This window comes from Hydrophilobacter chitinilyticus (assembly GCF_049860745.1).
Classification (GTDB): Bacteria; Pseudomonadota; Gammaproteobacteria; order Burkholderiales; family Burkholderiaceae_C; genus Rhodoferax_B.
In genome coordinates, this window is the sequence record NZ_CP187561.1 from 682,579 (window position 1) to 705,231 (window position 22,653).

The window sequence follows — 22,653 nt, forward strand, 5'->3', positions numbered from 1 at the left end:
ATGCACCGGCAGTGTCCACTGCATGCCACACAAGGAAAGCTCAATGTTCAAGCCGACATTTGGATTCCCCGGTTCTTGTTGCATCGCCAGTCTGATCGCTGTGGCCAGCCCACACACCATGGCGCAGGACGCCGAAGACCTGGCGAAAAAACTCTCCAACCCCGTGGCCGCGCTCATCAGCGTGCCCCTGCAGTACAACTACGACCACGACATTGGCAGCCGCAATGGTCACAAGTCGTACCTGAACTTTCAGCCGGTGGTGCCGATTTCGCTGAACGCGGACTGGAACATGATCAGCCGCACCATCGTGCCCATCGTGAGCCAGAACAACGTGGCTGGCGACTCCAGCCAAACGGGCTTGGGCGACATCACGCAAAGCCTGTTCTTCTCACCCAAGGCGCCTACGGCGGGAGGGCTCATCTGGGGCATCGGGCCTGCGTTCTTGCTGCCCACGGGTACCGAGCCGGAGCTGAGCGCGCGCAAGTGGGGTGCCGGTCCTACGGTCGTTTTGCTGAAACAGGATGGCCCCTGGACCTATGGCGTACTGGCTAACCATATCTGGGGCGTTGGCGGCGTGAGTTCACGGCCCAATGTGAGCAGCAGCTTCGTTCAACCTTTTCTCTCGTACACCACCAAGGACGCCTGGACTTATGTCTTGAACACCGAGTCCACTTACGACTGGAAGAACGAGCAGTGGGCCGTTCCCGTCAACGTCATGGTGACCAAGCTGGTGAAGTTTGGCAACCAACCCGTGAGCATTGGCGGCGGCCTGCGCTACTGGGCCAAAAGCCCTGACACAGGGCCGCAAAACTGGGGCGCTCGGCTGGTGCTGACCTACCTTTTTCCCAAGTAGTGGGCTGCTGGCAAAGGGCATGAGCCGCTGCGGCTTCTTTGTCCCACTGTACGCAGGTCTTGGACGGTGAAGAAATAAGTTCTTGGTGCGAAGTTCGGCAGATCCGTCTGCCTCAACGGGAGGTCCCATGGCGTTTCGTTTTACTGGTGCTCTTTTTGGACGACGCTGGCTAGCAGCCTTGTTGTCATTGGTGCTGGCGCTACCTCAGGTGGCGTGGTCACAGGCCGCCAAGTGGCCCGACCGTTCCGCGTTGCCCATCCCGTTGTCGCCATTTGAGGGTAAGGTCGGCAAGACCTACAAAGAATCCACCGAGAAATGGCAGACGCCGGTGGCCGCACCCAAAGGCGCGCCCAACGTCATCATCATCCTGCTGGACGACGTAGGCTTTGGCCAGACCTCCACGTTTGGCGGTTTGATTCCCACGCCCAATCTCGACAAGCTCGCGTCCGAAGGGCTGAAATACAACCGCTTCCACACCACGGCCATCTGCGGGCCATCGCGTGCAGCGCTGCTGACGGGGCGCAACCATCACACCGCCAACAGCGGCTTCTTGATGGAGTGGGCCACGGGTTACGAAAACTATTCGACCATGATCCCGCGCACCACGGCCACCATCGGCGAGGTGCTGCGCGACAACGGCTACACCTCGTGGTGGTTTGGCAAGAACCACAACACACCTGATTGGGAGCAGACTGTCGCCGGCCCGTTCGACCGCTGGCCCACCGGCATGGGCTTTGATTACTTCTACGGCTTCAACTCGGGCGAAACGCACCAGTACTACCCGGTGTTGTTCGAGAACACCAACCCGGTCGAACCCGACAAGACGCCCGAGCAGGGCTACCACTTCATGACCGACATGACCGACCGGGCCATCGCACGCATGAAGTTCTCCAAGTCGGTGGCGCCCGAAAAGCCATTCTTCATGTACTTCGCGCCCGGCGCCATGCACGCGCCGCACCACGTCACAGCCGAGTGGCGTGACAAGTTCAAGGGCAAGTTCGACATGGGCTGGGACGCGTACCGCGAAACCGTCTACAAGCAGCAGCTTGCCATGGGCATCATTCCGCAGGGCACGCAATTGACGCCGCGCCCGGATTGGGTGAAGGCATGGGACACGCTCAACGCCGACCAGAAAAAGGTCTACAGCGCGCTGATGGAGAACTACGCTGGTTTCTTCTCCTTCGTGGACAGCGAAATCGGCCGCCTGCAAGCTGCCGTCAAGGAACTGCCCGACGCCGACAACACGCTCATCATCTACATCGTGGGCGACAATGGTGCGTCCGCCGAGGGTGGGCCGGACGGCACGCTCAATGAAATCAAGGGGCTCAACGGCATCAACTCGCCGCTGGAAGATGTGTTGAAGAACCTGAACAAGCTGGGTGGGCCGGAGTCGGAGCCGCACTATCCCGTGGGCTGGGCGTGGGCCGGCAACACGCCGTTCCAGTGGGTCAAGCAGGTGGCCTCGCACCTGGGCGGTTCGCGCAACCCGATGGTGGTGTCGTGGCCCGCCAAGATCAAGCACGACGACAAGGTGCGCGATGCCTTTGTGCACTTGGTGGATGTGGTGCCGACCATCCTGGACGCAGCACATTTGAAGATGCCCAAGACGGTCAACGGCATTCCGCAAAAGCCTTTGGCAGGTCAGTCGTTCATGGCCAGCTTTACGGATCGCACGTACAAGGGGCGCAATGAGCAGTATTTCGAAATCTTCAGCAACCGGTCGATGTACGCCGACGGCTGGAAGGCCAACGCGCAGCACACGCTGCCATGGCGGCAAGACCTGGCGCCCGGCAATTGGGAAAAGGACCGCTGGGAACTCTACAACCTGAAAGAAGATTTTTCCGAGGCCAACGACCTGGCGGCACAAAACCCGAAGAAGCTGGCTGAACTCAAGGCCAAGTTCGACGTCGCCGCGAAGAAGTTCGGCGTCTACCCGCTCGATGACCGTGGCGCCGGGCGCTTGTCTTCACCCAAGCCGCCCGTGCCCGGTGCGGACCCGGGCGGTAAGCACTTTAGCTACGCTGCCGGCGCGATTCGCATCCCCGAGCCAGCGGCCCCGCCGATGAAGAACCGCACCTGGACCCTGAACGCCAAGCTCAAGGGCGAAGGGGCCAAGACGCAAGGTGTGGTGATGGCGTTTGGCGGCGTGGCCGCGGGCATCTCGCTCTACGTCAAGGATGGCGTGCCCATCTTCGACTACAACTACTTCGACGAGCACACGGTGGTGAAGAGCAGCAAGCCGCTGCCGGAGGGTGACGCCACGATCCAACTCGACTTTGACTACGCCGGCGGCGGTGCCGGCAAGGGCGCCAAGATCGCGCTCAAGGTCAACGGCGAGACGGTGGGCACGGGCTCGATGGACGCCACCGTGGGCGGGCGCTTTGGCATCGACACCTTTGGCATTGGCGAGGATACCGGCCAACCGGTAACGCCAGCCTACAAGGCGCCGTTCAAGTTCAACGGGCAGATTGAGACGGTCACCGTTGATATCAAGTAGGAAGTTGGGCACGACGTGCCCGGCTTGATCTAAGCCTGTTCGGGGCCTTGGCTATTGCTTCAGCCCAATGTCCTTGGGCGGGTATTTCTGGAACGTGGCGGCATGCTCCTTCAATTCCTGCGCAAGCGATGCCAGCCACGGATTCATTCGATGGCCCACGGCGTACTGCTCCTTGGGGTCGATGTTGAGGTTGAACAGCCATGGCGAGAGCCCCACATCGGTGATCGTCGCCATGTCGATGTCCAGCCATTGGGCACGCGCCTCCACCACCTTGGTCAGCAGCTTGTACTCGTACATGCGTATGCCCACGGGGGTGTACTGTGACCAGATGAAAACCTTTTCACGGTGAGAGCGGCCGCTGTCGTCCAGCAGGAATGAGGTCTGGTCGATCCCATCGATGTAGCGGTCATTTGGAATCATCTTGCCCGCGCCGGCAATGCTGATGGAGGTATTGAACAGATCCATCAAATCAAACAGTTCAGCACTCTGCCGACCGGGCTTGATCATGCCGGGCCACCAGGCAATGCCCGGTACGCGCACGCCACCTTCCCACGGGGTGTTTTTTGCGCCTCGGAACGGGGTGTAGCCCGTGTCCGGCCACGAGTCGTTTTGCGGTCCGTTGTCGGATGTGAAGAAAACAAGGGTGTTGTCTGCGACACCCGCGTCGCGCAGGGCCTGCACGATGCGCCCGACCAGCGCATCGACTTCGACCACGTTGTCCTTGTAGGGATACTTGGCCGAACTCTTGCCTTTGAATTGCTTGCTAGGGTGGTTGTCGGCATGCATGCGCATGAAGTTGTGCGAGATGAAGAAGGGCTTGTCTGCTTTTGCCAGCGTGCGGATGCGCTCGATGGTGAAGTCGGCAAGCTTCTGATCGGATTCGGCGAACTGGTCGATGCTCACCGTTTTTTCGACCACTTGCTCCTGCGCTTCACCCTTGCGGGCATGGAACATGTCAATCGCGCCACTCACTTCTTTGAACGCCGCCATGCGTTCTGGATTGAGCACCAGATCAGGGTAGCGGCGCTCGTCCACCTGCTGCGTCAGTTCCTTTTGTGAGGCGTAGTAGCCCTGGAACTCATCGAAGCCAACTTCCACGGGCCGCATGCCCTTGGCTTCACCCGTATGCCACTTGCCGGTCAAGATGGTGTAGTAGCCGGCCTGGCTCAGAATCGCACCGATGCTTTTCTCGCCTTCCCATGGGTTTTTGCTGATCTTGTCGCCGGCCAGAATCGGGCGGGTGAGCCCGGTGCGCGCGGGCAGCCGCCCCAGCATCATGGCCGATCGGGTCGGCGTGCAGGTGGGCTGCGAATAGGTCGACATGAGCTGCAGGCCATCGCGCGCCAACTGGTCGATGTTGGGCGTGGCCGCGCCGATGGTTTCGCCGCCACCGTAGACGCCCGGGTCGCCATAGCCCATGTCGTCCACCACCAGCCAAATCACATTCGGGCGCTTGCCCTTGGCTTTTTGCAGGTCGGCCAGTTTTTGCTGCGCGGTTTTGTCTTGCTCAGGCCATGGCACCGCTGGCTCCATGCTCTCTGATGTGCGTACCGCCTTGCTCAGGCCCGAGGCCAAAGTCCATGTTGAAGAAAACGCCAACGCGGCAGTGAGCAGAATGACGCCCAGGTTCCTGGACGGTTGGAGCCAACATTGATGAGAGCGCATCAGAATCTTTCGAGATGAAAAAAGGGATGCCAAACCGGCGACAAGTGCCGGCACGTCAAGGCTTTAGCCGCCAGGCTTCTTCAAGCCAATGTCCTTGCGCGGATATTTTTCGAAGGTGGCCGCATGCCGCCCTGCGCGTTGCAAGACCTGGGGAATGCCCCATTCAAATCGTGAATGCCCCTGGCTGCTCTGCTCTTTCGGGTCCATGTACAAGTTGTACACCCATGGCGCCATGCCGAGGTCGACATTGATGCTTTCATCCAGATTGCGGTGCGCCGCTTGGTTGAGAAACACCTTGAAGTGGACCTTGTATTCCTGCCAACGCACAGCCATCAGCGCGTTCTCTGCGTACATGAAGACCGCATCGCGTTTGGACTTTCCGTCATCGGCCAGCAGGAACGACGTCTGGTCAATGCCGTCGATATAACGTGCCGTTGGAATCTTGTCGGAGATGCCTGCAATGCCCAGCGGTGTGTTGAACATGTCGCACAGGTCGAAGAGCCCATCGCTGATGCGACCGGGCGCAATCATGCCCGGCCAATAGGCGATGCCCGGCACGCGTACGCCACCTTCCCAGGTGCTGCCTTTGCCGCCACGGAAGGGTTGGTAGCTCGAGTCAGGCATCAAGTCTTCATTGGCGCCGTTGTCAGAGGTGAAGAACACAAGCGTGTTTTCCAACTGCCCGGTGTCTTTGAGAACGGCGATGAGCCGACCCACGATATCGTCCACTTCCACCAAGGCATCCCGTTGCGGAAAGCCCGCAGGACTCTTGCCCTCGTAGCCCTTGGCTGGATAGGTGTCGTTGTGCAAACGGCCAAAGGAATGGTAGAGGTAGAAAGGCTTTTGATCCTTGACGGTGCGGCGAATGAACTCTTCTGAATAGTCGGCAAACTTCTGGTCGATTTGCCCCAGCTCGTCTGTCGTGGTGATCTTTTCCGCGACCTCCAGTTTGCCGCCTTTCTTACCCTTGGTGATGGCCGCAGGGCTCAGGCTCTGCAGGGCCGCAAGGCGGTCTGGTCGCAACATCAGGTCGGGGTAGAGTCGTTTGTCGAGTTGCTGGCTGAAGTCGCTCATGACAGACAAGATTCCGTAGTACTCGTCATACCCGGTCTGGTGCGGCAGCGCGCCTTCGCTCTCACCCAGGTGCCATTTGCCAGACAGAGCTGTGCGATAGCCCGCGTCGGATAACAGCTTGGCGGTGGTCACCTCCTCTGCCCAGGGGTTGACCTTGGGTACTTCGCCGCTCAGTGTGGGCCGCGTCAGGCCGCTACGCGTGGGGATACGCCCCGTCATCAAGGCCGCGCGCGAAGGGGTGCAAGTGGGCTGTGAATACACGCTGAGCAATTTCAGGCCGTCGGTGGCGAGTTTGTCGATGTTGGGCGTGGGGGCCCCAATCATCAAACCGCCACCAAAAGCGCCTGCATCACCCCAGCCCATGTCGTCCACCAAGAGAATCAGAATATTGGGCTTGCGACCAAACTTCTTCTCTAACGCGGCAAGCTTGTCCGCCGCAGCTTTATCTTGCTCTGGCCTTGGGATGGCGGCCTCCAGATAAGGCTTGGACTGGGGTGGCATGGCAAACGCGTTGCCCGGTTGAGTTTGCGCGTTCGCGCCCAAAGAAACCACCGTCAACAACGCTGCGGACAGCGCGCGCCAAACAAGATTTTTCATGTCATCAGTCCGATCTGAATGCAAAAAAATACAGGGAGCACACATCTACCACTGTCAGAACTGTCAGGTCAGCATCACTGCACCTCAAGCCGCGTCATGGAGGCCGCCGCGGTTGCCAATGTCTCAGTCGTATTGCACAGGCACGCTGATCAGCGCCGCAATGGAGTTGGAAAGTTTTTGAGCGAGGTCTTGAGCCTCTTGGGCCATGCCGTGTGGCCTAACCACGGCCGTCAGACCAGCAACGCAACATGAAACGGGGAATCCAAATGTCGGCTTGAACATCGAGCTTTCCTTGTGCGGCACGCAGTGGGCACTGCCATTTCATTTGACTTTGTTTTCTGAGCGTTGTCTAGTCCTCGTACGAGGCTGGAGCCTAGCCATTTTTTTGGCAACATGCTCCAAACAACCGCCGGCCTGCGGTCTTAAACCGTGTGGCTTCCAGGCAATTGCAAAGCCGCCATCTTCTCCGCCAAAAAATCGACAAACGCCCGCACCCGCGCTGGCAAAAAGCGGCCACTCGGCAGCACCGCATGCACTGGCATGGCAATGCCTTCCCAGTCCTGCAGCAGATGCACCAGCGCGCCGCTCTGGATGTGGGCGTGTACGTCGAGTGCGCTTTTGCAGATGATGCCGTGGCCGGCGAGGGCCCAGCGGTGCACGATTTCGGCGTCGTCGGCGCTGCGTCGGCCGTGCACGCGCACGGTGACTTTTTCGTTGCCCTTGCTCGGGTCGCTGCGCTCAAACGGCCACTGCAGTGCGCGCTTGCCTCGGATCTGGAACGTCAGGCATTCGTGCTGTGCCAGATCGAGCGGGTGTCGCGGTGTGCCGTGGCGCGCCAGGTAGTCGGGCGCAGCGCACACCACGCGGCGTACAAACAGCAAACGCCGCGCGACGAGGCGAGAGTCTTCCAGCTCACCGTAGCGCAGCGCCACATCCACCTGATCGCGGATCACGTCGCTCAGAATATCGCTCACGGCCAATTGCACTTCCACCCCCGCGTGCAGGGCCATGAATTCGTCGAGCCATGGCATCAGCACGCGTCGGGTCAGGTCGCTGGGGGCCGAGATGCGGATCAGGCCCACCAGTTGGCGCTGGTCTTCGGTCAACTGCGCTTGCGCCTCAGTCAGCAGGTCGATGGCACGCCGCGCGTAGTCGACCAGCAACTCGCCCGCTGGGGTGATGCGCATACGCCGCGTGCTGCGTTCGAACAGACGCACGCCCAGCCGCGTTTCGAGCTTTTTCAGCGAGGCGCTGGCGGCGGCTGGCGTGAGGTTTAACCGGCCAGCAGCGGCTGTGAGGTTGCCCGCTTCCTGGCAGGCGAGCACGATGTGCAGCTCGTCCAGATTATCAAATTTCATTTGAAACTGAAGGTTGGATCAGGTGGTTTATCAAGCGAGAGCAAGGGCTTAAATTCTCGGCCTGTTCATCGTTTTCTGCAAAAGGAGCTCGCCATGTCCGCCTCACCACAAGCCCATCCCTCGACCATGAAGGCCGTTGGCTACACCCAGTCGCTGCCGGCTGACCACTCCGAGGCTTTGCTGGACCTGCAACTGCCCGCGCCCACCACCGAAAGCCTGGCTCCGCATGACTTGCTGGTGGCGGTGAAGGCGGTGTCGGTTAACCCGGTGGACACCAAAATCCGCCGTAACCGCGCGCCGCAAGCCGGTAAAGCCGAGGTGCTGGGCTGGGACGCCGTGGGCACCGTGCTGGCGGTGGGCGATGCGGTGAGCCTGCTGCGCGTGGGCGACCGCGTGTGGTACGCCGGAAGCATCGCGCGCCCCGGCACCAATGCCGAGCGGCATGTGGTGGACGAACGCATCGTCAGCCGCGCGCCGGCCAGTTTGTCGGATGCACAAGCCGCCGCCATGCCGTTGACGGCCATCACCGCGTGGGAGTTGCTGTTCGACCGGCTGGGTGTGGCACAGGGTGGTGGTGCCGGCCAGGCCTTGTTGATCACCGGCGCGGCAGGTGGTGTGGGCTCGATGCTGATCCAACTGGCGCGGCAACTCACGCAGCTCACCGTCGTCGCCACCGCATCGCGCGCGGAGACGCGTGACTGGTGCTTGGCCTTGGGCGCGCACCACGTCATCGACCACAGCAAACCTTTCGCACCGCAGTTGCAGGCCGCAGGCGTGCCCCACGTCAACTTGGTGGCCAGCCTCACGCACACACAACAGCACTTTGCGCAACTGGTGGAGGTGCTGGCGCCGCAAGGCAAGTTTGCCTTGATTGACGACCCCGCCGAAGCACCGGACGTGCGCCTGTTGAAAAGCAAAAGCATCAGCCTACATTGGGAGTTGATGTTCACCCGCAGCCTGTTTGGCACGCCCGATCTGGTGGAGCAGCACCGCTTGCTGACAGCGGTGGCCGCGTTGGTCGAGAGTGGCAAGCTCAAAACTACCTGGGCCCAAACCGTGGGGCCGATCAACGCCGCCAACCTGTTGCAGGCCCACCGGCTGGTGGAGTCGGGCCGTGTGTTTGGCAAGGTGGTGTTGGAAGGCTGGTCGGCTTGACGATCAGGCCTGGTGGCAGGCCTTAGTCGAAGCGCACCACTTCGTCGCCTGGCGCGGCTTCGCAGTTGTCGCTGAGCGGCTGCCAACCGCGCCGCACCACGGCGTGGCGCGTGTTGTAGCAAAACTCGATGCGTTCGGCTTGCGGCGCTTGCTGGCGCGCAAAGGCTTCAATGGACGCGGGCATGCTCACGTGCAACTTCAGCGCCTGGATGTCAGCCAATGGATGATCAGCCACGTGGATCAGCGGCGTGAAGTGCGCGGCCAACATCAGCGCGTGTGAACCGACGTTCACCGGCTCCGGGGCGTAACCGTGTGTGGCCAGCCATTGCTGGGCTTGTGCACGGGTTGGCGGGGCGGCGTCAAAGCCGCCCCAGGCGCTGGCGATGAGCTCCATCACCCATTGGTTGCAGTTCTGAAAGCGTGTGCTGAAGGCGTAGGCATTGGCGCTGTAATCACCAGCCAGCAAGGCCAGCGCCTGCGGACGATCCAGCGCGGCATGCGCCAGGGCTGCGGCCTGGGGTTCTGGCAGCAGCACGACTGAGATGAAGCCCTGCGAGGGGTTGTCCGAGCCCTGCAGAAAGCCCGCCAGGCCTTGGTCGAACAGGCGCGGGCGCGATTCATCACACGCGTAGTAGAGCTGGCGCACCGACCAGGCGCTGTTGGGGTTGGCCTGCAGGCTGATGCCCGCATGCGAATAGCGCACGCCAAAGCGGCTGAGGTCGAGCCCGGCGCGTGCGATCAACGCGACCTGCTGGCCGCTTTGCTGCAGCGTTTGCCGGATGAGTGCGGCCACGCGCAGTTGACGGTCTTGCTCCGCGGCGCTGACGGTGGCGGGGCGGTCACAAGCGCGCAGGTTGGCTGCGTGCACGGCACCTAGCCACAGCAGACTGGTTGCGGCGACCAAGGTTCGCCGCAACCCTGACGCGTAACCGTGCTTCAAAGGGTGACGGGGTGCGAGTCGAACTCGCGTTGCCAGTCGTCGGTCAGCACCAGGAAGAAGGCTTGGCGGTTGTCGCCGCGTGCAAACTCGAAGCCGTAAGGCCGTTGGCTGGCTTGCACCATGTCGCCAGCGGCCAGAGGGCGGTCGGCCAGCGCCACGCGTGGCAACGCCAGCACGAATTCGCGCGTGGGGCCCGCGTCAGTGGCGCGCAGCGTCAGTTGCGTCATCGCCGGTTTGCCGGGGGCGGCATCAATCTGGGCCACGTCCATCACGCGGTAGGGGCCTTCGGCCACGTTGCGGTTGCTGGTGGAGCTGTTGCTTGAATCCTTGATGGAGTCCGACACGCTGCCCGAGGAAGCCGAGCCCGCGCTCGAAGCCGAGGAGGCAAAACTTTCGGCCAGCGCCGGTTGCACCAGGCAAAGGGCCGACAGGCTGAGGCCCAGAACGCGGAAGAGAGACGAGATAGCCATGGTGATGCCCTGCGGAAGACTAGTTCAAAGTCGGCAAGGGTAACGCCGTTTTGTATCGCACCTGTTTCAGCGCAAAGCTGGAGCGGATCTTTTCAATGCCCGGAATCGGCGTGAGCTGCTCGACGATGAACTTCTCCAGTGCCGCCATGTCGGCCACGGCGATGCGGATCAGGTAGTCGGAGTCGCCGGTCATCAGGTAACACTCCATCACCTCGTCGTGCAGTGCAATGCTGTGCTCGAATGCGGCCAGCGCCTCCTTGTTTTGTGTCTTGAGGCTGATGGAGATGAACACGTTCAAGCCCAAGCCCAGGGCGGCGGCGTTGGCCAGTGCCACGTAACGGTTGATGACGCCGGAAGCCTCCAGCGCCTTCACGCGTGCCAGGCAGGGCGAGGGTGACAGGTGTACGCGCCGCGCCAACTCCACGTTGGAGAGCGAGCCGTCGCGCTGAAGTTCGGCCAATATGCGCAGGTCCAGGGCGTCGAGTTTCATATTTGTCTGTGAAGTTATATTTTTGCGGCAGTTTATGCTGCAAATTAGCGAAAACCATGCCCGTGCCTGGCAGCACATGCGCGAGTCAGAGGTCTACAGTGGACCATCGTCTTACCCCTTGCACGACCCGCCATGAACGCCCCCACACCGCAAAATTTGCTCGCCCCCGCAGACATTGACATCGACCCGCAGGAAACCGCCGAATGGCGCGACGCGTTTGCCGCGCTGGTTGCCACGCAAGGCCCGGCGCGGGCGCGCCAGATGCTGGACGAGTTGGCCCGCGTGGCGCGCGCCCAGCGCATCGGCTGGCAGCCCGAGCTGAGCACGCCGTACTTCAACACCATTCCGGTGGAGCAGCAGCCAGTGTTCCCCGGCGACCTGGCGGTCGAAGAGCGCCTGGGTTCGCTGATGCGCTGGAACGCGCTGGCCATGGTGGTGCGCGCCAACGAGGCCTATGGCGAACTCGGCGGCCACATCGCCAGCTACGCCAGTGCGGCCGATTTGTTCGAGGTGGGCTTCAACCATTTCTTCAAGGCGCGCGATGCAGCGGATGACAAGCAGCGTGGCGACCTGGTGTTCTTCCAGCCGCACAGCGCGCCCGGCGTTTACGCGCGGGCATACCTGGAAGGCCGGCTGAGCGAACAAGACCTGAAGCACTATCGCCAAGAGATCACCGCACCGGCGCACGGCGCGCGCGGCTTGTCGAGCTACCCGCACCCGTACCTGATGCCGGACTTCTGGCAGTTCCCCACCGGCTCCATGGGCATCGGCCCCATCAGCTCAATCTACCACGCGCGCTTCATGCGTTACCTGAGCCACCGCAACCTGCTGAACTGCGCGGGCCGCAAAGTGTGGGGCGTGTTTGGTGATGGCGAGATGGACGAACCCGAATCCATGAGCGCGCTGACCTTGGCCGCACGTGAAGGCCTGGACAACCTGGTGTGGGTGGTCAACTGCAACCTGCAGCGGCTCGACGGCCCGGTGCGCGGCAACGGCCGCATCATCGACGAGCTGGAAAAACTGTTTGCGGGTGCAGGCTGGAACGTCATCAAACTGGTGTGGGGTTCCGACTGGGATGGCCTGTTTGCACGCGACACCACCGGCGCGCTGACGCGAGTGTTTGCGCAAACGGTGGACGGCCAAATGCAAACCTTTGCCGCCAAAGACGGCCGCTTCAACCGCGAGCATTTCTTTGGCCAGAACGAAGAACTGCAGCGCCTGGCGCAAGGCATGACCGACGAACAAATCGACCGCCTCAAACGCGGCGGCCACGACGTGGTGAAGATCCACGCCGCCTACGCCGCAGCGGCTGCGCACAAGGGCCAGCCCACGGTGATCCTGGCGCACACCAAGAAGGGTTACGGCATGGGCGCTGCCGGCCAGGGCCGCATGACCACACACTCGCAGAAGAAGTTTGACGAGACCGACCTCATCGCCTTCCGCAACCGCTTCAACCTGCCGTTGAGCGACGAACAAGTCACCTCATTGAGCTTCTACAAACCGGCCGACGACAGCGCTGAAATGCAGTACCTGCACGCCAAACGCCAAGCCTTGGGTGGCTACCTGCCCAAGCGCGACACCGCGTGTGCTGTGCTGCCCGTGCCCGCCTTGGCCGACTACGCGCAGTTTGCGTTGGCGGCCGATGGCAAGGAAATGAGCACCACCATGGCCTTTGTGCGCTTGTTGGGCAACCTGCTGAAACACGCTGACTTAGGGCCGCGCATCGTGCCCATCGTGGCAGATGAAGCGCGCACCTTCGGCATGGCCAACCTGTTCAAACAGGTGGGCATTTATTCCAGCGTGGGCCAGCGTTATGCGCCCGAAGACATCGGCTCGGTGCTGAGCTACCGCGAAGCTTTGGACGGGCAGATTCTGGAAGAAGGCATCAGCGAAGCCGGTGCCCTGGCGAGCTGGACGGCCGCCGCCACGGCCTACAGCGTGCACGGTTTGGCGATGCTGCCGTTCTACATCTACTACTCGATGTTTGGCTTCCAGCGCGTGGGCGACCAGATCTGGGCCGCCGCCGACCAACGCGCACGCGGCTTCTTGCTGGGCGCCACCTCCGGCCGCACCACGCTCGGCGGCGAAGGGCTGCAGCACCAAGACGGCAGCAGCCACCTGTGGGCGGCCACCATTCCCAATTGCAAAGCCTACGACCCCGGGTTTGCAGGCGAGATGGCCGTCATCATCGACCGGGGCATTCGTGAAATGATGGTCGAACAGCAAGACGTTTTCTACTACGTCACGCTGATGAATGAGAACTACGCGCAGCCGAGTTTGCCGGATGGTGTGCAGGAAGAAGTCATTCGAGGTTGCTACAAGTTTGCGAGCTATCCACGCAAGGTGGATGAGCGCCAGGGCAGTGAAAAGCTTAAGGCTGTAACTCTGCTCGGCTCCGGTGCCATCCTCACCGAAGTGATCAAAGCCGCGCAGCAATTGGCCGAACAAGGTGTAGACGTGGACGTGTTCAGCGTCACCAGTTGGAGCGAGCTGGCACGGGATGGTCAGCGTGCATTCGAATCCAACACGCCAGCGTTCATTGCCAACCAACTGCAAGCCAGCCGAGGCCCAGTGATCGCCGCCACCGACTATGTGCGCGCCGTGCCGGAAAGTGTGCGCGCCTTCATCCCGGCAGGCCGCAGCTACACCACGTTGGGCACCGACGGCTTTGGCCGCAGCGACACGCGCGCGGCGTTGCGTGGCTTCTTTGGTGTGGACGCGGCCAGCGTGGTGAAGGCGGCGCTGGCAGCCTAGTAAAAGTTGGCGGCCTAGTCGTGCATGTCGTCCAAGAAGGACGACAAATCATCGGCATGCTCTTCTTCGCTGGCCAGAATGGTCTTCAGCATCTGCTGCGTGGTGGGGTCGGCGCTGCCCAGGTAGGCAATCATTTCGCGGTAGCTTTCAATGGCCACACGTTCGGCCACCAAGTCTTCGCGGATCATGTCTTTGAGCGTTTTGCCCTCCACGTATTCAGCGTGGCTACGGTCAGCCAAGCCCACAGGTGAATAGTTGGGTTCACCCTGCAGCTCCACGATGCGCTTGGCAATCATGTCGGCGTGGGCCATTTCTTCTGCCGCGTGTTCGGCGAATTCAGCCGCTACAGGCGCGGAGTGAATGCCTGAGGCCATGCTGTGGTGGCGCTTGTAACGCAGCACACACACCAACTCGGTGGCGAGGGCCTCGTTCAGCATCTTCAGCACGGCTTCGCGGTCGGCGGCGTAGCCTTCGGTCACGGCGCCTTCTTCAACGTGCTGGCGTGCGCGCGCACGCAAGGTGGGGATATCGCTCAGTTGCGGCGTAGAGGTGGGGGGATTCTTGGTCATGGCATTCCTTTGTTGGCGTCATCTGTGGGTCTGATGGCTCCAGCTTAGAAGGCCAGCGGGTTGGCAGGTGTCAGAGATGCCAGCCCCGTGGTGTAGGACATGCGGAAGTCCCCCGTGCTTGGCGTCCGCCGGGGGCACTTCAACAAGATTTGAGTGTGGTCGTTAGCGGTTAAATCCCGGGGCCGGGCCATTGCTGCCGTTGCCCAGATTGAACACCGCCACCACTTGCACCAGGTCTTGTGCCTGGTTGCGCAGGCTGCTGGCGGCGGCGGCCATTTCTTCCACCAGCGCGGCGTTTTGCTGTGTGGCCTGGTCCATCTGTGTGACGGCTTCGCCCACTTGGCCCACGCCCAGCGACTGCTCGGTGCTGGCCGCGCTGATCTCGCCCATGATGTCGGTCACACGGCGGATGGAGCTCACCACTTCTGTCATGGTGACACCGGCTCGGTCCACCAAAGCCGTGCCTTGGTCCACACGTTCCACGCTGGCGTTGATGAGGTTTTTGATTTCCTTGGCCGCATCGGCCGAGCGGCCGGCCAGGCTGCGCACTTCAGAGGCCACCACGGCAAAGCCGCGGCCTTGTTCACCGGCGCGCGCCGCTTCCACGGCGGCATTCAGCGCCAGGATGTTGGTCTGGAAAGCAATGCCGTCGATCACGCTGATGATGTCCGAAATCTTCTTCGAGCTGTCGTTGATGCCCTTCATGGTTTCGACCACTTGGCTCACCACTTCGCCACCCTGGATCGCCACGGTGGAGGCGCTCATGGCCAACTGGTTGGCCTGGCGTGCGTTGTCGGCGTTTTGTTTGACGGTGGAGCTCAGCTCTTCCATCGACGCGGCGGTTTGCTCCAGCGAACTGGCTTGGCTCTCGGTGCGTGAGCTCAGGTCGTGGTTGCCCTGCGAGATCTCAGCACTGGCCGTGGCCACGCTTTCAGAGCCCGAGCGCACTTGGGCCACCACTTGCACCAAGCTGGTCTGCATGTCTTGCAGGCTGGACAGCAGTTGGCCCAGTTCATCGGTGCGGGTGTTGTCGATGCGGCTGGTCAGGTCACCTGCGGCCACGCGGCGCGCAATGCTGCTGGCCTGTGCCAAGGGTTGCGTAATCGATTTAGACAGCAGCCATGCAATCACCACACTGAGCAACAAGCCGACCACGCCCAGGCCAATCATCAGGTTGCGACTGGTGGCGTAGATCTCTTCGGTGCGCTTGGCTTGGTCGTCAATTTCAGCGCGCTGCATGTTCAGCAGTTGCTCTGCTTTGGCCATATAGGCTTTGGAGGCCGGATTGAACTTTTCTTCCAGCATCTTGTTGGCCTCTTCGGCCTGGCCGTCTTTGCGCAACTTGACGGTGCCGTCGCGTGCATTCAGGTAGGCCGTGCGGGCTTCGGAAATCTGCGCGAAGAGGGTTTTCTCTTCAGGCGTGTCCATCAGCAGTTCAACCGCTTTTTGCAACTCGCCAGACTGTTTGGTGGACGCTGCGGCATCTTCCGCAAAGTAGGCCACCAGGCTGGGGTCGCTGCTTTTGGCAATGGCGGCCGTGCGGCGCACGCCGGTGTAGATGTTGCGATACCAGTCGCCCACCAGACGCTCAGTCTTGATGGGGCTGGCCACCATCTGTTGGGTGCTTTGCGCCAGGTCGCTCAGGCGCGAAATACTAACGATAAGAATGAGGGCAGAAAGTGTCAGCAGCAGGGCAAAGCCGAGCCCCAAGCGTTTGGCAACCGAGAGGCCGGAGAGGGAGGAAGGCATGCAAATTCCAGTAGCTAGTTTTGATCGACGTTGACGACGCGTTGCGACGCAATTTTCCCCTTGGCTGCGCCCATTTGTGAGGGGCAGAGCACAGCGAAAAACTGTGGCGCAATTATCTCGAAACGTAACGCGAATCCCTTAACTGTTACTCATGCGACAGTTAAGTAGCAGCTGTCTGTGGTGATTGCGATACGCCTACGCGCTGTTCTGTTTATCGGCGTCGATTCGCTTTTCATTAGCGATGGATGCACAGGCTTCGTTTTATGAAAGAAGTCTTAACGAATCATTAAAGCCGACGCAGCAATTCGGCCTTCTTGGTGGCGAACTCTTCAGGTGTGAGGATGCCGCGTGCCTGTAGGGTGGCGAGCTTTTCGATGCTCGCAAACACGTCGCTACCGGCCTCGTTTGGAGTGCTGTTGATGGTAGACGTGGCTGGCTGTGCAGCCGGTGGTGTGACGCCGTTGACACTGACGACCGGCAGTTGCGACAGGTTCACATAGCCGTATTGGCTGCTGAAGGTCACAGAGTAGCCACCGCTTTGCTGCTGCGACACTCCACCAATCTGGTGGTCGAGGGTGTCGTACACCGTGACTTGGCCGTTCAGGTCGATGGCTAGGCGGCGCGCTTGTGCAAAGTAGGCATAACGCATGCCGTTCTGGCCGCCGGTGCTGTTGGGCCAGCGAAGCTCTGGTCCCCACCAGTCGGGTTGCACGGCTTCTGGCACGAACAGGCTGGCCGACTGGTCTGCACCACTTTGATCATGAAGCCCTGAGCCGCTGTATTGCATGTTGCCGTTCTGGCTCTGGCTTTGAAAGCTGCCACTGCGCAGCAAATCGGGTTGTTGGCTGATCAGCCGGGACAGTTCACTACACAAGTTGTCGACGCGGCTTTTCAGGTAGCTGTTGAACATGTCGCCCACCATGGTCATGCCGCCAGCCATCCATTGGCCGCCGCCGCCAAATTCGGGGTGGTTGAACTGGGCCATGCTGCCGTTGCCGTTGATCACTGCGTTCAACATCGACTCCACTGCGTTGGCAGAGAAACCATGGCGCTGGGCAATGTCGTTGATGGCTTGCTGTCCGGCGGGAGAAAGTCGACGCATTGGAGAACCCCGAAAAAGTGCAAAGTAAAAAGCTGTTGAAGTGTGAAGACGGGTTGAATATTCCCACCGTTTTGAATTCAACAATGGCCTCAGGTTGGATGGTGCACAAACGCTTTTGCCGAGGTTATGCCGTTGGCGAAATTAAGGGCAACCCCATCTTGTAGGACTGGGCCGATGGAGCTGGTAAGCGGAGGTAATAAGCGCGGTTTGCGGTCGGCTGAACGTGTTTTGGCGCGTTATAAACGTACCTATGACTGAGAAAAAACACATGAACAAGATCCTGCTCTCTGCCGCCTTGACGCTGGGCGCTGTTGCCAGCGCCTCTGCCGCCACCGACATCGGCGTTTCCATTGGCATCAACCAACCCGGCGTTTATGGTCGTATCGACATTGGCAATGCGCCCCAACCGGTGGTGGTGTACCCACAGCCGGTGGTGATTGCACCGCCACCTAGGCCCATTCCGCGCCAACCCATCTACCTGTATGTGCCGCCCGTGCACCAGCAGCATTGGGCGCAATACTGTGGCCGCTACAGCGCCTGCGGTCAGCCGGTGTACTTTGTGCAGGAGAGTTGGGTACGCGACCGCTATGAACGCGCCCACCCCGGCTACCGCCACGACAACCGCCGTGATTGGCGCGATGACCGTCGCGGTCCACCGCCCGGCCATAGCAAACACGACCGCGATGATCGCCATGACAACCACCGCGACCGCGATCGCGACGACCATCGTCGGTGATGTCCATGGGCTGTGAGGATCGTCAACACGATCTAATATCGGCCCATGCAATTCAAATCTCGTTTCTGGGCCGAACTGGGGACACGTGACTTTGCCCACGTGGACCCGGCCCGCACCGTGGCCGTGCTGCCTGTGGCTGCCATCGAGCAACACGGCCCCCATCTCCCCCTGTGTGTCGATACGGCGCTGGTCGATGGCGTGGTGCAAGCCGCTTTGCCGCATCTGCCCGCCGACCTCCCCGCGTTGTTTCTGCCCACGCAGCAGATTGGCAAAAGCGATGAACACATTCGTTTTCCCGGCACATTGACCTTGTCCGTCGACACGTTGATCCGTGTGTGGACGGACATTGGCGCGTCCGTGGCGCGTGCGGGTGTGAAGAAGATGGTGTTGTTCAACTCACACGGCGGCCAACTCAGCGTGATGGACATCGTGGCGCGCGCATTGCGCACCGAGCACGACATGATCGTCTACCACTGCAGTTGGTACAGCCTGCCCTTGGGCGACGCGGTGGACAACCTCTTTCCCGCGCACGAGCAACGCTTCGGCATCCACGCTGGTGCGGTCGAAACCTCGATGATGCTGGCGCTGCGTCCCGACTTGGTGGACATGGGCCAGGCGCGCAACTTCCATTCGACATCGCAAGACCGCGCGGCGAAGTACCCGATTCTGGGCAACGGCAAAAGTGCCAAGTTTGGCTGGCACATGCAGGACTACAACCCATGCGGTGCAGCGGGCGATGCCACTTTGGCCACGGCCGAGCATGGTCACACCCTCGTGCAGGCCGCAGGGCAACAACTGGCTGCACTGTTGCAAGAGGTGGCTGATTTACCGCTATCTACGCTGGTGGACCTGCCGCGACTTAGCGACTGACCTGTGCAGCGTTAAGCGTAGGTGTGCAACGCCTGCTGGGCTGGCAAGGGCAAATGCGGCAGGCCGTTAAAGCTTTGTAGCTGCAGGCGCTTAGGGCTCACGATGAACTCCGTCACTGCCGAGTTACGAATGCGCAGGTTCAATTCAATCGTGGTCTCCGGCGTGCAACCCAGCACCTGGCCCATGGCGGTGGCAATGGGGCCACCGCTAGACACCAGCAACACGTTGCCCTCGGTTTCTTTGCGCACGTGCTCCAGCGCGTCGGCCACGCCCTGACGAAACACTTCATACGTGGGCATGCCTACCGGCGACACCACGCCGTTCATCCATTGCGTCAGACCATCGCGCAGCAGGCGAAAGTGCTGTTTGTAGACCTCGGGCGTATCGGGCTTGGCGAGAGGATGCGGGTGGATGGTGGCGATCACCGCGTGGCTGTCGTATTCGTTCAGGCCGGGCAGTGCCAGCGCTTCGGGCAGTGGGCTGGCCATGCCTTCGGTAATACCGGCCAGGGTCTGGGTGTGGCGGCGTAAGGTACCGGTGAGCACTGCGTTGAATGCCAGCCCCAAGGCCGCGAAATACGAGCCCAACTGCTGGCTTTGCTGCAGGCCCAGCGGGCTGAGTTGATCGTAATCATCAGCGCCAAACGAGGCCTGGCCATGGCGCACGAGATAGAGGGTTCCCATGCCCGGCATTCTGGCGACAAAGGCGGGGGAGCGAAGTCACGGGCGTGACCTGGCTCAGAACAGCGCCAACACCCCCACGTTGACGGCATAGCCGCCCACGGTGAGCAAAAGATAGAGCAAGCCTGCCAACTGCAAGGGGCGCACACCCGCGCGCCGCAGGCTGCTGGCGCTGGTGCGCAGGCCCATGGCAGCCATGGCGGTGGCCAGCAGCAGGGTGTCGAGCTGCACCAGTGCCGCCACCACAGGCGCGGGGAGCAACTGCAGCGAATGCACACCACTCGCCGCCACAAACAAGAACGCAAACCAAGGCACACGCACTTGGCGCCAAGCGCCGCGCTGGTGGTTGGCAATGGCATCGGAGTTTGCGGCGCAGGGCGACACGGCAGGCAACGACAACACCAGCAGCACCGGTGCCAGCAGCATCACGCGCAGCATCTTCTCCACCACGGCGGCGTGCGCCGCTTCGGGCCCGATGGCATCACCTGCGGCCACCACCTGCGCCACTTCGTGAATGGTCGATCCGGCAAACAGGCCAAAGCTGTGCGGGCTTAAGCCCAGGTACGGGTAGGCCAACGGGTACAGCAGCATCGACAAGGTGCCAAACACCACCACGGTGGCAATGGCGATGGACACCTTGTGTTCGTCGCCGCGCACCACGGGTTGTGTGGCCATCACGGCGGCGGCACCACAGATGGCACTGCCTGCGCCGATGAGCAGGGATGTCTGCCGGTCGAGGCCCAGCCAACGTGTGCCAATGACCACGGCCGCACCCAGGATCAACACCACCATGCTGAGGTTGATCAGCAAGCCAGGCCAGCCCACACCGGCAATGTCGTGGAACGAAATGCGAAAGCCGTAGAGCACGATGCCTGCGCGCAGCAACCCGCTGCGGGCGAAGTCCACACCCGGGCCAGCCTGTGCTGCCAAGGACGGAAATAGCGTATGCCCCATCAGCATGCCCAACGCAATCGCCAAGGTCAGGGCGCTCAAGCCCCAGGCCTGCGGTGTGGGTGTGGTGGCCAGCCAGGTCGCCACACCGGCCAAGGCGGCGGACAGTGCCAGCCCGGGGGTGTAGCGGCGCAGGTGCGAAGGAATGGCGGTGAGGCCTGCTGTTGCTGGCGCGTGTGGCGTGAGGGAAGACATGCCCCGACTGTAGAAATCGCCACAGAATGAGTCAAAGACATAAAATTCACGAATGCATGAAGTTAAGTTATGCGACTGAATCTCCACCTGTTGCGCCTGTTTGTCGCGGTGGCCGAAACCGGCAGCTTTTCGCGTGCCGCCGAGGCCTTGTGGATCAGCCAGCCGGCCGTGTCCAAGGGCATCCGCGAGCTGGAGCATCAGCTTGACCTAGTGTTGATCGAGCGCGGCACGGGCGGGGGGCGCAGCGCTGCCGCCAAAGGCTTGCGCTTGACCGAAGCCGGCACTTCCTTGCTGGCGCATGCGCGCGGCATCTTCGCCATGGAGCGCGCGGCGCTGGAAGACGTGCGCGCCCGCGTGGGGGTGCAGCGTGGCAGCCTGGTGATTGGCGCCAGCACCACGGTTGCCAGCTATTGGCTGCCAGAGGCCATTGCGGCTTACTGCACGCGTTACCCCGACATCGTGCCGCGTGTGCTGGTGGGCAATACCGAGTGGGTGTGTGCGCAGTTGCTCGAATGCCGCATCGACCTGGCGTTGGTGGAAGGGCGGGTGAGCGATGAGCACGTAGACCGCATCGACGTGCTGTCGTGGAAAGACGAGCCCTTGACCATCGTGGCCGCGCCCGGTTTGGCGGTGGATGTGCAGACGCTGGCCCAGGCACGCTGGATCATGCGCGAGCCGGGTTCGGGCACCCGTCAGGCCACGGAGGCCTTGTGCGCCGCCAACGGCATCAGCGCCACGCCATGGATGGAGATGGCCAGTAACGAAGCCATTGCCCGCACGGTGGCGCACGGCGCAGGGCTGGCGGTGCTGCCGCGTGCGGTGGTGGCCGATTTGTTGGCGCTGGGCGCCTTGGTGGAGGTGCCGTTGCCAGCGCAGATGACCCGTGTGCCGCTGCAGCGGCCGCTGTACCAGTTGCTGCTGAAAGGCCGGCCGCAGTCACCAGCCACCCAGCGCATGGTCGAGCTGCTGGGTTGACGGGGCGGCTTTAGCTCGCCAGCACCTTGGCGAAAATTTCGCTGTCCACGTTGCCGCCGCTCAGCGCCGCGCCCACCACTTGGCCGCGCAAGCTGTCGCGCTCTTGCATGGCCGCTGCAAAGGCCGCAGCGCCTGCGCCTTCGGCCACGTTGTGGGTGTCGGCAAAAATCCAGCGCATGGCGTGGGCGACTTCTACGTCGGTCACTTGCACGATGTGGTCGAGGTGCGGGGCCAGCATGGCCAGCGCTTCGCTATCGGCAATGCGGCAGGCCATGCCGTCGGCCAGCAAGGTGGTGACCGGCGCTTCGACCACGTGGCCTGCGGCCAGCGAGTCTGCATAGGTGGTGGCGTGGGCACTGACCACGCCCACGATGCGCGCCTTGTGGCCCAGCGCCAGCTTGGCGGTGATGGCCGAGCAAGCGCCCGAGCCTTGGCCAATCGGCACGTAGATCACGTCCAACTGCGGCACGGCGCGCATGAACTCCCACCAGTAGGTGGACACACCGCTCAGCAAATCGGTATGGAAGCTCGGCACCATGTGGGCGCCGCGCTCAGAGGCGAGTTGGATGGCGAACTCGCGGGCTTCTTGAAAGTCTTCACCGTGCTCTAGTAGTTGCACACCGAGTGCGCGCATGGCGGCATTTTTCTCGACCGAGTTGCCCTTGGGGACGACGATGGTGCAGGGGATGCCATTGACGCGCGCGGCCCAGCCGATGCTTTGGCCGTGGTTGCCACGCGTGGCGCTCATCACCTCGGTTGGCAGAGCACCGCGTTGGCGCAAGGCTTCAAAGTAGGTCAGGCCGCCACGGATCTTGAACGCGCCTACGGGCGTGTGGTTCTCGTGCTTCAGCCAGCAGTCGGTGCCCAGGCGTTCGCTGAGCAAGCCCCAGCGGTATTGCGGCGTGGCCTGGAACGAGCGGTAAACGGTGGCGGCGGCGGCTTCGATCTGGGCTAGCGTGTGCATGTAGGGCGG

The 22,653-nt window shown here is 61.8% G+C and carries 19 protein-coding genes; 7 read left to right on the plus strand and 12 right to left on the minus strand.

What is annotated here, in order from left to right; translation table 11 throughout:
* Positions 1-43 precede the first annotated feature (43 nt).
* Entirely contained in the window at positions 44-853 is an 810-nt protein-coding gene (locus ACPWMG_RS03280; protein WP_483303239.1) for a transporter, read from the plus strand.
* A gap of 127 nt (positions 854-980) precedes the next feature.
* Complete coding sequence (locus ACPWMG_RS03285) at positions 981-3,350, plus strand: arylsulfatase (protein WP_483303240.1); 2,370 nt, start codon at positions 981-983, stop codon at positions 3,348-3,350.
* A gap of 51 nt (positions 3,351-3,401) precedes the next feature.
* On the opposite strand, the gene ACPWMG_RS03290 is transcribed toward ACPWMG_RS03285, so the two are convergent.
* From ACPWMG_RS03290 to ACPWMG_RS03300, 3 genes are all read right to left on the minus strand, one after another.
* Positions 3,402-5,015 carry an arylsulfatase gene (locus tag ACPWMG_RS03290; protein WP_483303241.1) on the minus strand — a complete coding sequence of 538 codons (1,614 nt, stop codon included), beginning with the start codon at positions 5,013-5,015 and terminating at the stop codon, positions 3,402-3,404.
* Positions 5,016-5,078: 63 nt separating this feature from the next.
* Entirely contained in the window at positions 5,079-6,686 is a 1,608-nt protein-coding gene (locus ACPWMG_RS03295) for an arylsulfatase (protein WP_483303242.1), read from the minus strand.
* 422 nt (positions 6,687-7,108) lie between these two features.
* Positions 7,109-8,044, minus strand: coding sequence for a LysR family transcriptional regulator (locus tag ACPWMG_RS03300; protein WP_483303243.1), 936 nt, complete (start codon positions 8,042-8,044; stop codon positions 7,109-7,111).
* A 126-nt stretch (positions 8,045-8,170) separates the two neighbouring features.
* Between ACPWMG_RS03300 and ACPWMG_RS03305 the strand changes: the two genes are divergently transcribed.
* Positions 8,171-9,199: a zinc-binding alcohol dehydrogenase family protein gene (locus tag ACPWMG_RS03305; protein WP_483305167.1), complete on the plus strand. Its 1,029-nt coding sequence runs from the start codon at positions 8,171-8,173 to the stop codon at positions 9,197-9,199.
* A 22-nt stretch (positions 9,200-9,221) separates the two neighbouring features.
* On the opposite strand, the gene ACPWMG_RS03310 is transcribed toward ACPWMG_RS03305, so the two are convergent.
* Genes ACPWMG_RS03310 through ACPWMG_RS03320 form a run of 3 tightly spaced genes read right to left on the minus strand, consistent with a single transcriptional unit; the run spans position 9,222 to position 11,099 of the window.
* Positions 9,222-10,139, minus strand: a complete 918-nt coding sequence (locus ACPWMG_RS03310) for a DUF2145 domain-containing protein (RefSeq protein WP_483303244.1) — start codon at positions 10,137-10,139, stop codon at positions 9,222-9,224.
* Complete coding sequence (locus ACPWMG_RS03315; RefSeq protein WP_483303245.1) at positions 10,136-10,609, minus strand: hypothetical protein; 474 nt, start codon at positions 10,607-10,609, stop codon at positions 10,136-10,138. The genes ACPWMG_RS03310 and ACPWMG_RS03315 overlap by 4 nt, the downstream gene beginning before the upstream one ends.
* Positions 10,610-10,628: 19 nt before the next feature.
* Positions 10,629-11,099 carry an Lrp/AsnC family transcriptional regulator gene (locus ACPWMG_RS03320; RefSeq protein WP_483303246.1) on the minus strand — a complete coding sequence of 157 codons (471 nt, stop codon included), beginning with the start codon at positions 11,097-11,099 and terminating at the stop codon, positions 10,629-10,631.
* A 132-nt stretch (positions 11,100-11,231) separates the two neighbouring features.
* Here ACPWMG_RS03320 and mdeB point away from each other — a divergent pair, with 132 nt between their 5' ends.
* On the plus strand, positions 11,232-13,853 hold the full coding sequence (gene mdeB / locus ACPWMG_RS03325; protein ID WP_483303247.1) for an alpha-ketoglutarate dehydrogenase: 2,622 nt from the start codon (positions 11,232-11,234) through the stop codon (positions 13,851-13,853).
* Between the two features lie 14 nt (positions 13,854-13,867).
* On the opposite strand, the gene ACPWMG_RS03330 is transcribed toward mdeB, so the two are convergent.
* The 3 genes from ACPWMG_RS03330 to ACPWMG_RS03340 all read right to left on the minus strand — a co-directional run bounded on the left by ACPWMG_RS03330 (position 13,868) and on the right by ACPWMG_RS03340 (position 17,273).
* Positions 13,868-14,422 (minus strand): ferritin-like domain-containing protein, encoded by a 555-nt coding sequence (locus ACPWMG_RS03330; protein ID WP_483303248.1) that lies wholly within the window; start codon positions 14,420-14,422, stop codon positions 13,868-13,870.
* A gap of 162 nt (positions 14,423-14,584) precedes the next feature.
* On the minus strand, positions 14,585-16,171 hold the full coding sequence (locus ACPWMG_RS03335) for a methyl-accepting chemotaxis protein (protein WP_483303249.1): 1,587 nt from the start codon (positions 16,169-16,171) through the stop codon (positions 14,585-14,587).
* Positions 16,172-16,457: 286 nt separating this feature from the next.
* The gene (locus ACPWMG_RS03340) at positions 16,458-17,273 is read right to left on the minus strand and encodes an SHOCT domain-containing protein (protein ID WP_483303250.1); all 816 of its coding nucleotides are present in this window, start codon (positions 17,271-17,273) and stop codon (positions 16,458-16,460) included.
* 268 nt (positions 17,274-17,541) lie between these two features.
* On the opposite strand from ACPWMG_RS03340, the gene ACPWMG_RS03345 reads away from it, so the two are divergent.
* Both ACPWMG_RS03345 and ACPWMG_RS03350 read left to right on the plus strand, forming a co-directional pair.
* Complete coding sequence (locus ACPWMG_RS03345; protein ID WP_483303251.1) at positions 17,542-18,009, plus strand: hypothetical protein; 468 nt, start codon at positions 17,542-17,544, stop codon at positions 18,007-18,009.
* 45 nt (positions 18,010-18,054) lie between these two features.
* Positions 18,055-18,879: a creatininase family protein gene (locus ACPWMG_RS03350; RefSeq protein ID WP_483303252.1), complete on the plus strand. Its 825-nt coding sequence runs from the start codon at positions 18,055-18,057 to the stop codon at positions 18,877-18,879.
* Between the two features lie 11 nt (positions 18,880-18,890).
* Here ACPWMG_RS03350 and ACPWMG_RS03355 read toward each other — a convergent pair whose 3' ends face one another.
* Both ACPWMG_RS03355 and ACPWMG_RS03360 read right to left on the minus strand, forming a co-directional pair.
* The gene (locus tag ACPWMG_RS03355; RefSeq protein WP_483303253.1) at positions 18,891-19,562 is read right to left on the minus strand and encodes a histidine phosphatase family protein; all 672 of its coding nucleotides are present in this window, start codon (positions 19,560-19,562) and stop codon (positions 18,891-18,893) included.
* 54 nt (positions 19,563-19,616) lie between these two features.
* Positions 19,617-20,705 (minus strand): YeiH family protein, encoded by a 1,089-nt coding sequence (locus tag ACPWMG_RS03360; protein ID WP_483303254.1) that lies wholly within the window; start codon positions 20,703-20,705, stop codon positions 19,617-19,619.
* Positions 20,706-20,774: 69 nt separating this feature from the next.
* On the opposite strand from ACPWMG_RS03360, the gene ACPWMG_RS03365 reads away from it, so the two are divergent.
* Entirely contained in the window at positions 20,775-21,680 is a 906-nt protein-coding gene (locus tag ACPWMG_RS03365) for a LysR family transcriptional regulator (RefSeq protein ID WP_483303255.1), read from the plus strand.
* A 10-nt stretch (positions 21,681-21,690) separates the two neighbouring features.
* On the opposite strand, the gene ACPWMG_RS03370 is transcribed toward ACPWMG_RS03365, so the two are convergent.
* The gene (locus tag ACPWMG_RS03370) at positions 21,691-22,644 is read right to left on the minus strand and encodes a threonine dehydratase (RefSeq protein WP_483303256.1); all 954 of its coding nucleotides are present in this window, start codon (positions 22,642-22,644) and stop codon (positions 21,691-21,693) included.
* Positions 22,645-22,653 lie beyond the last annotated feature (9 nt).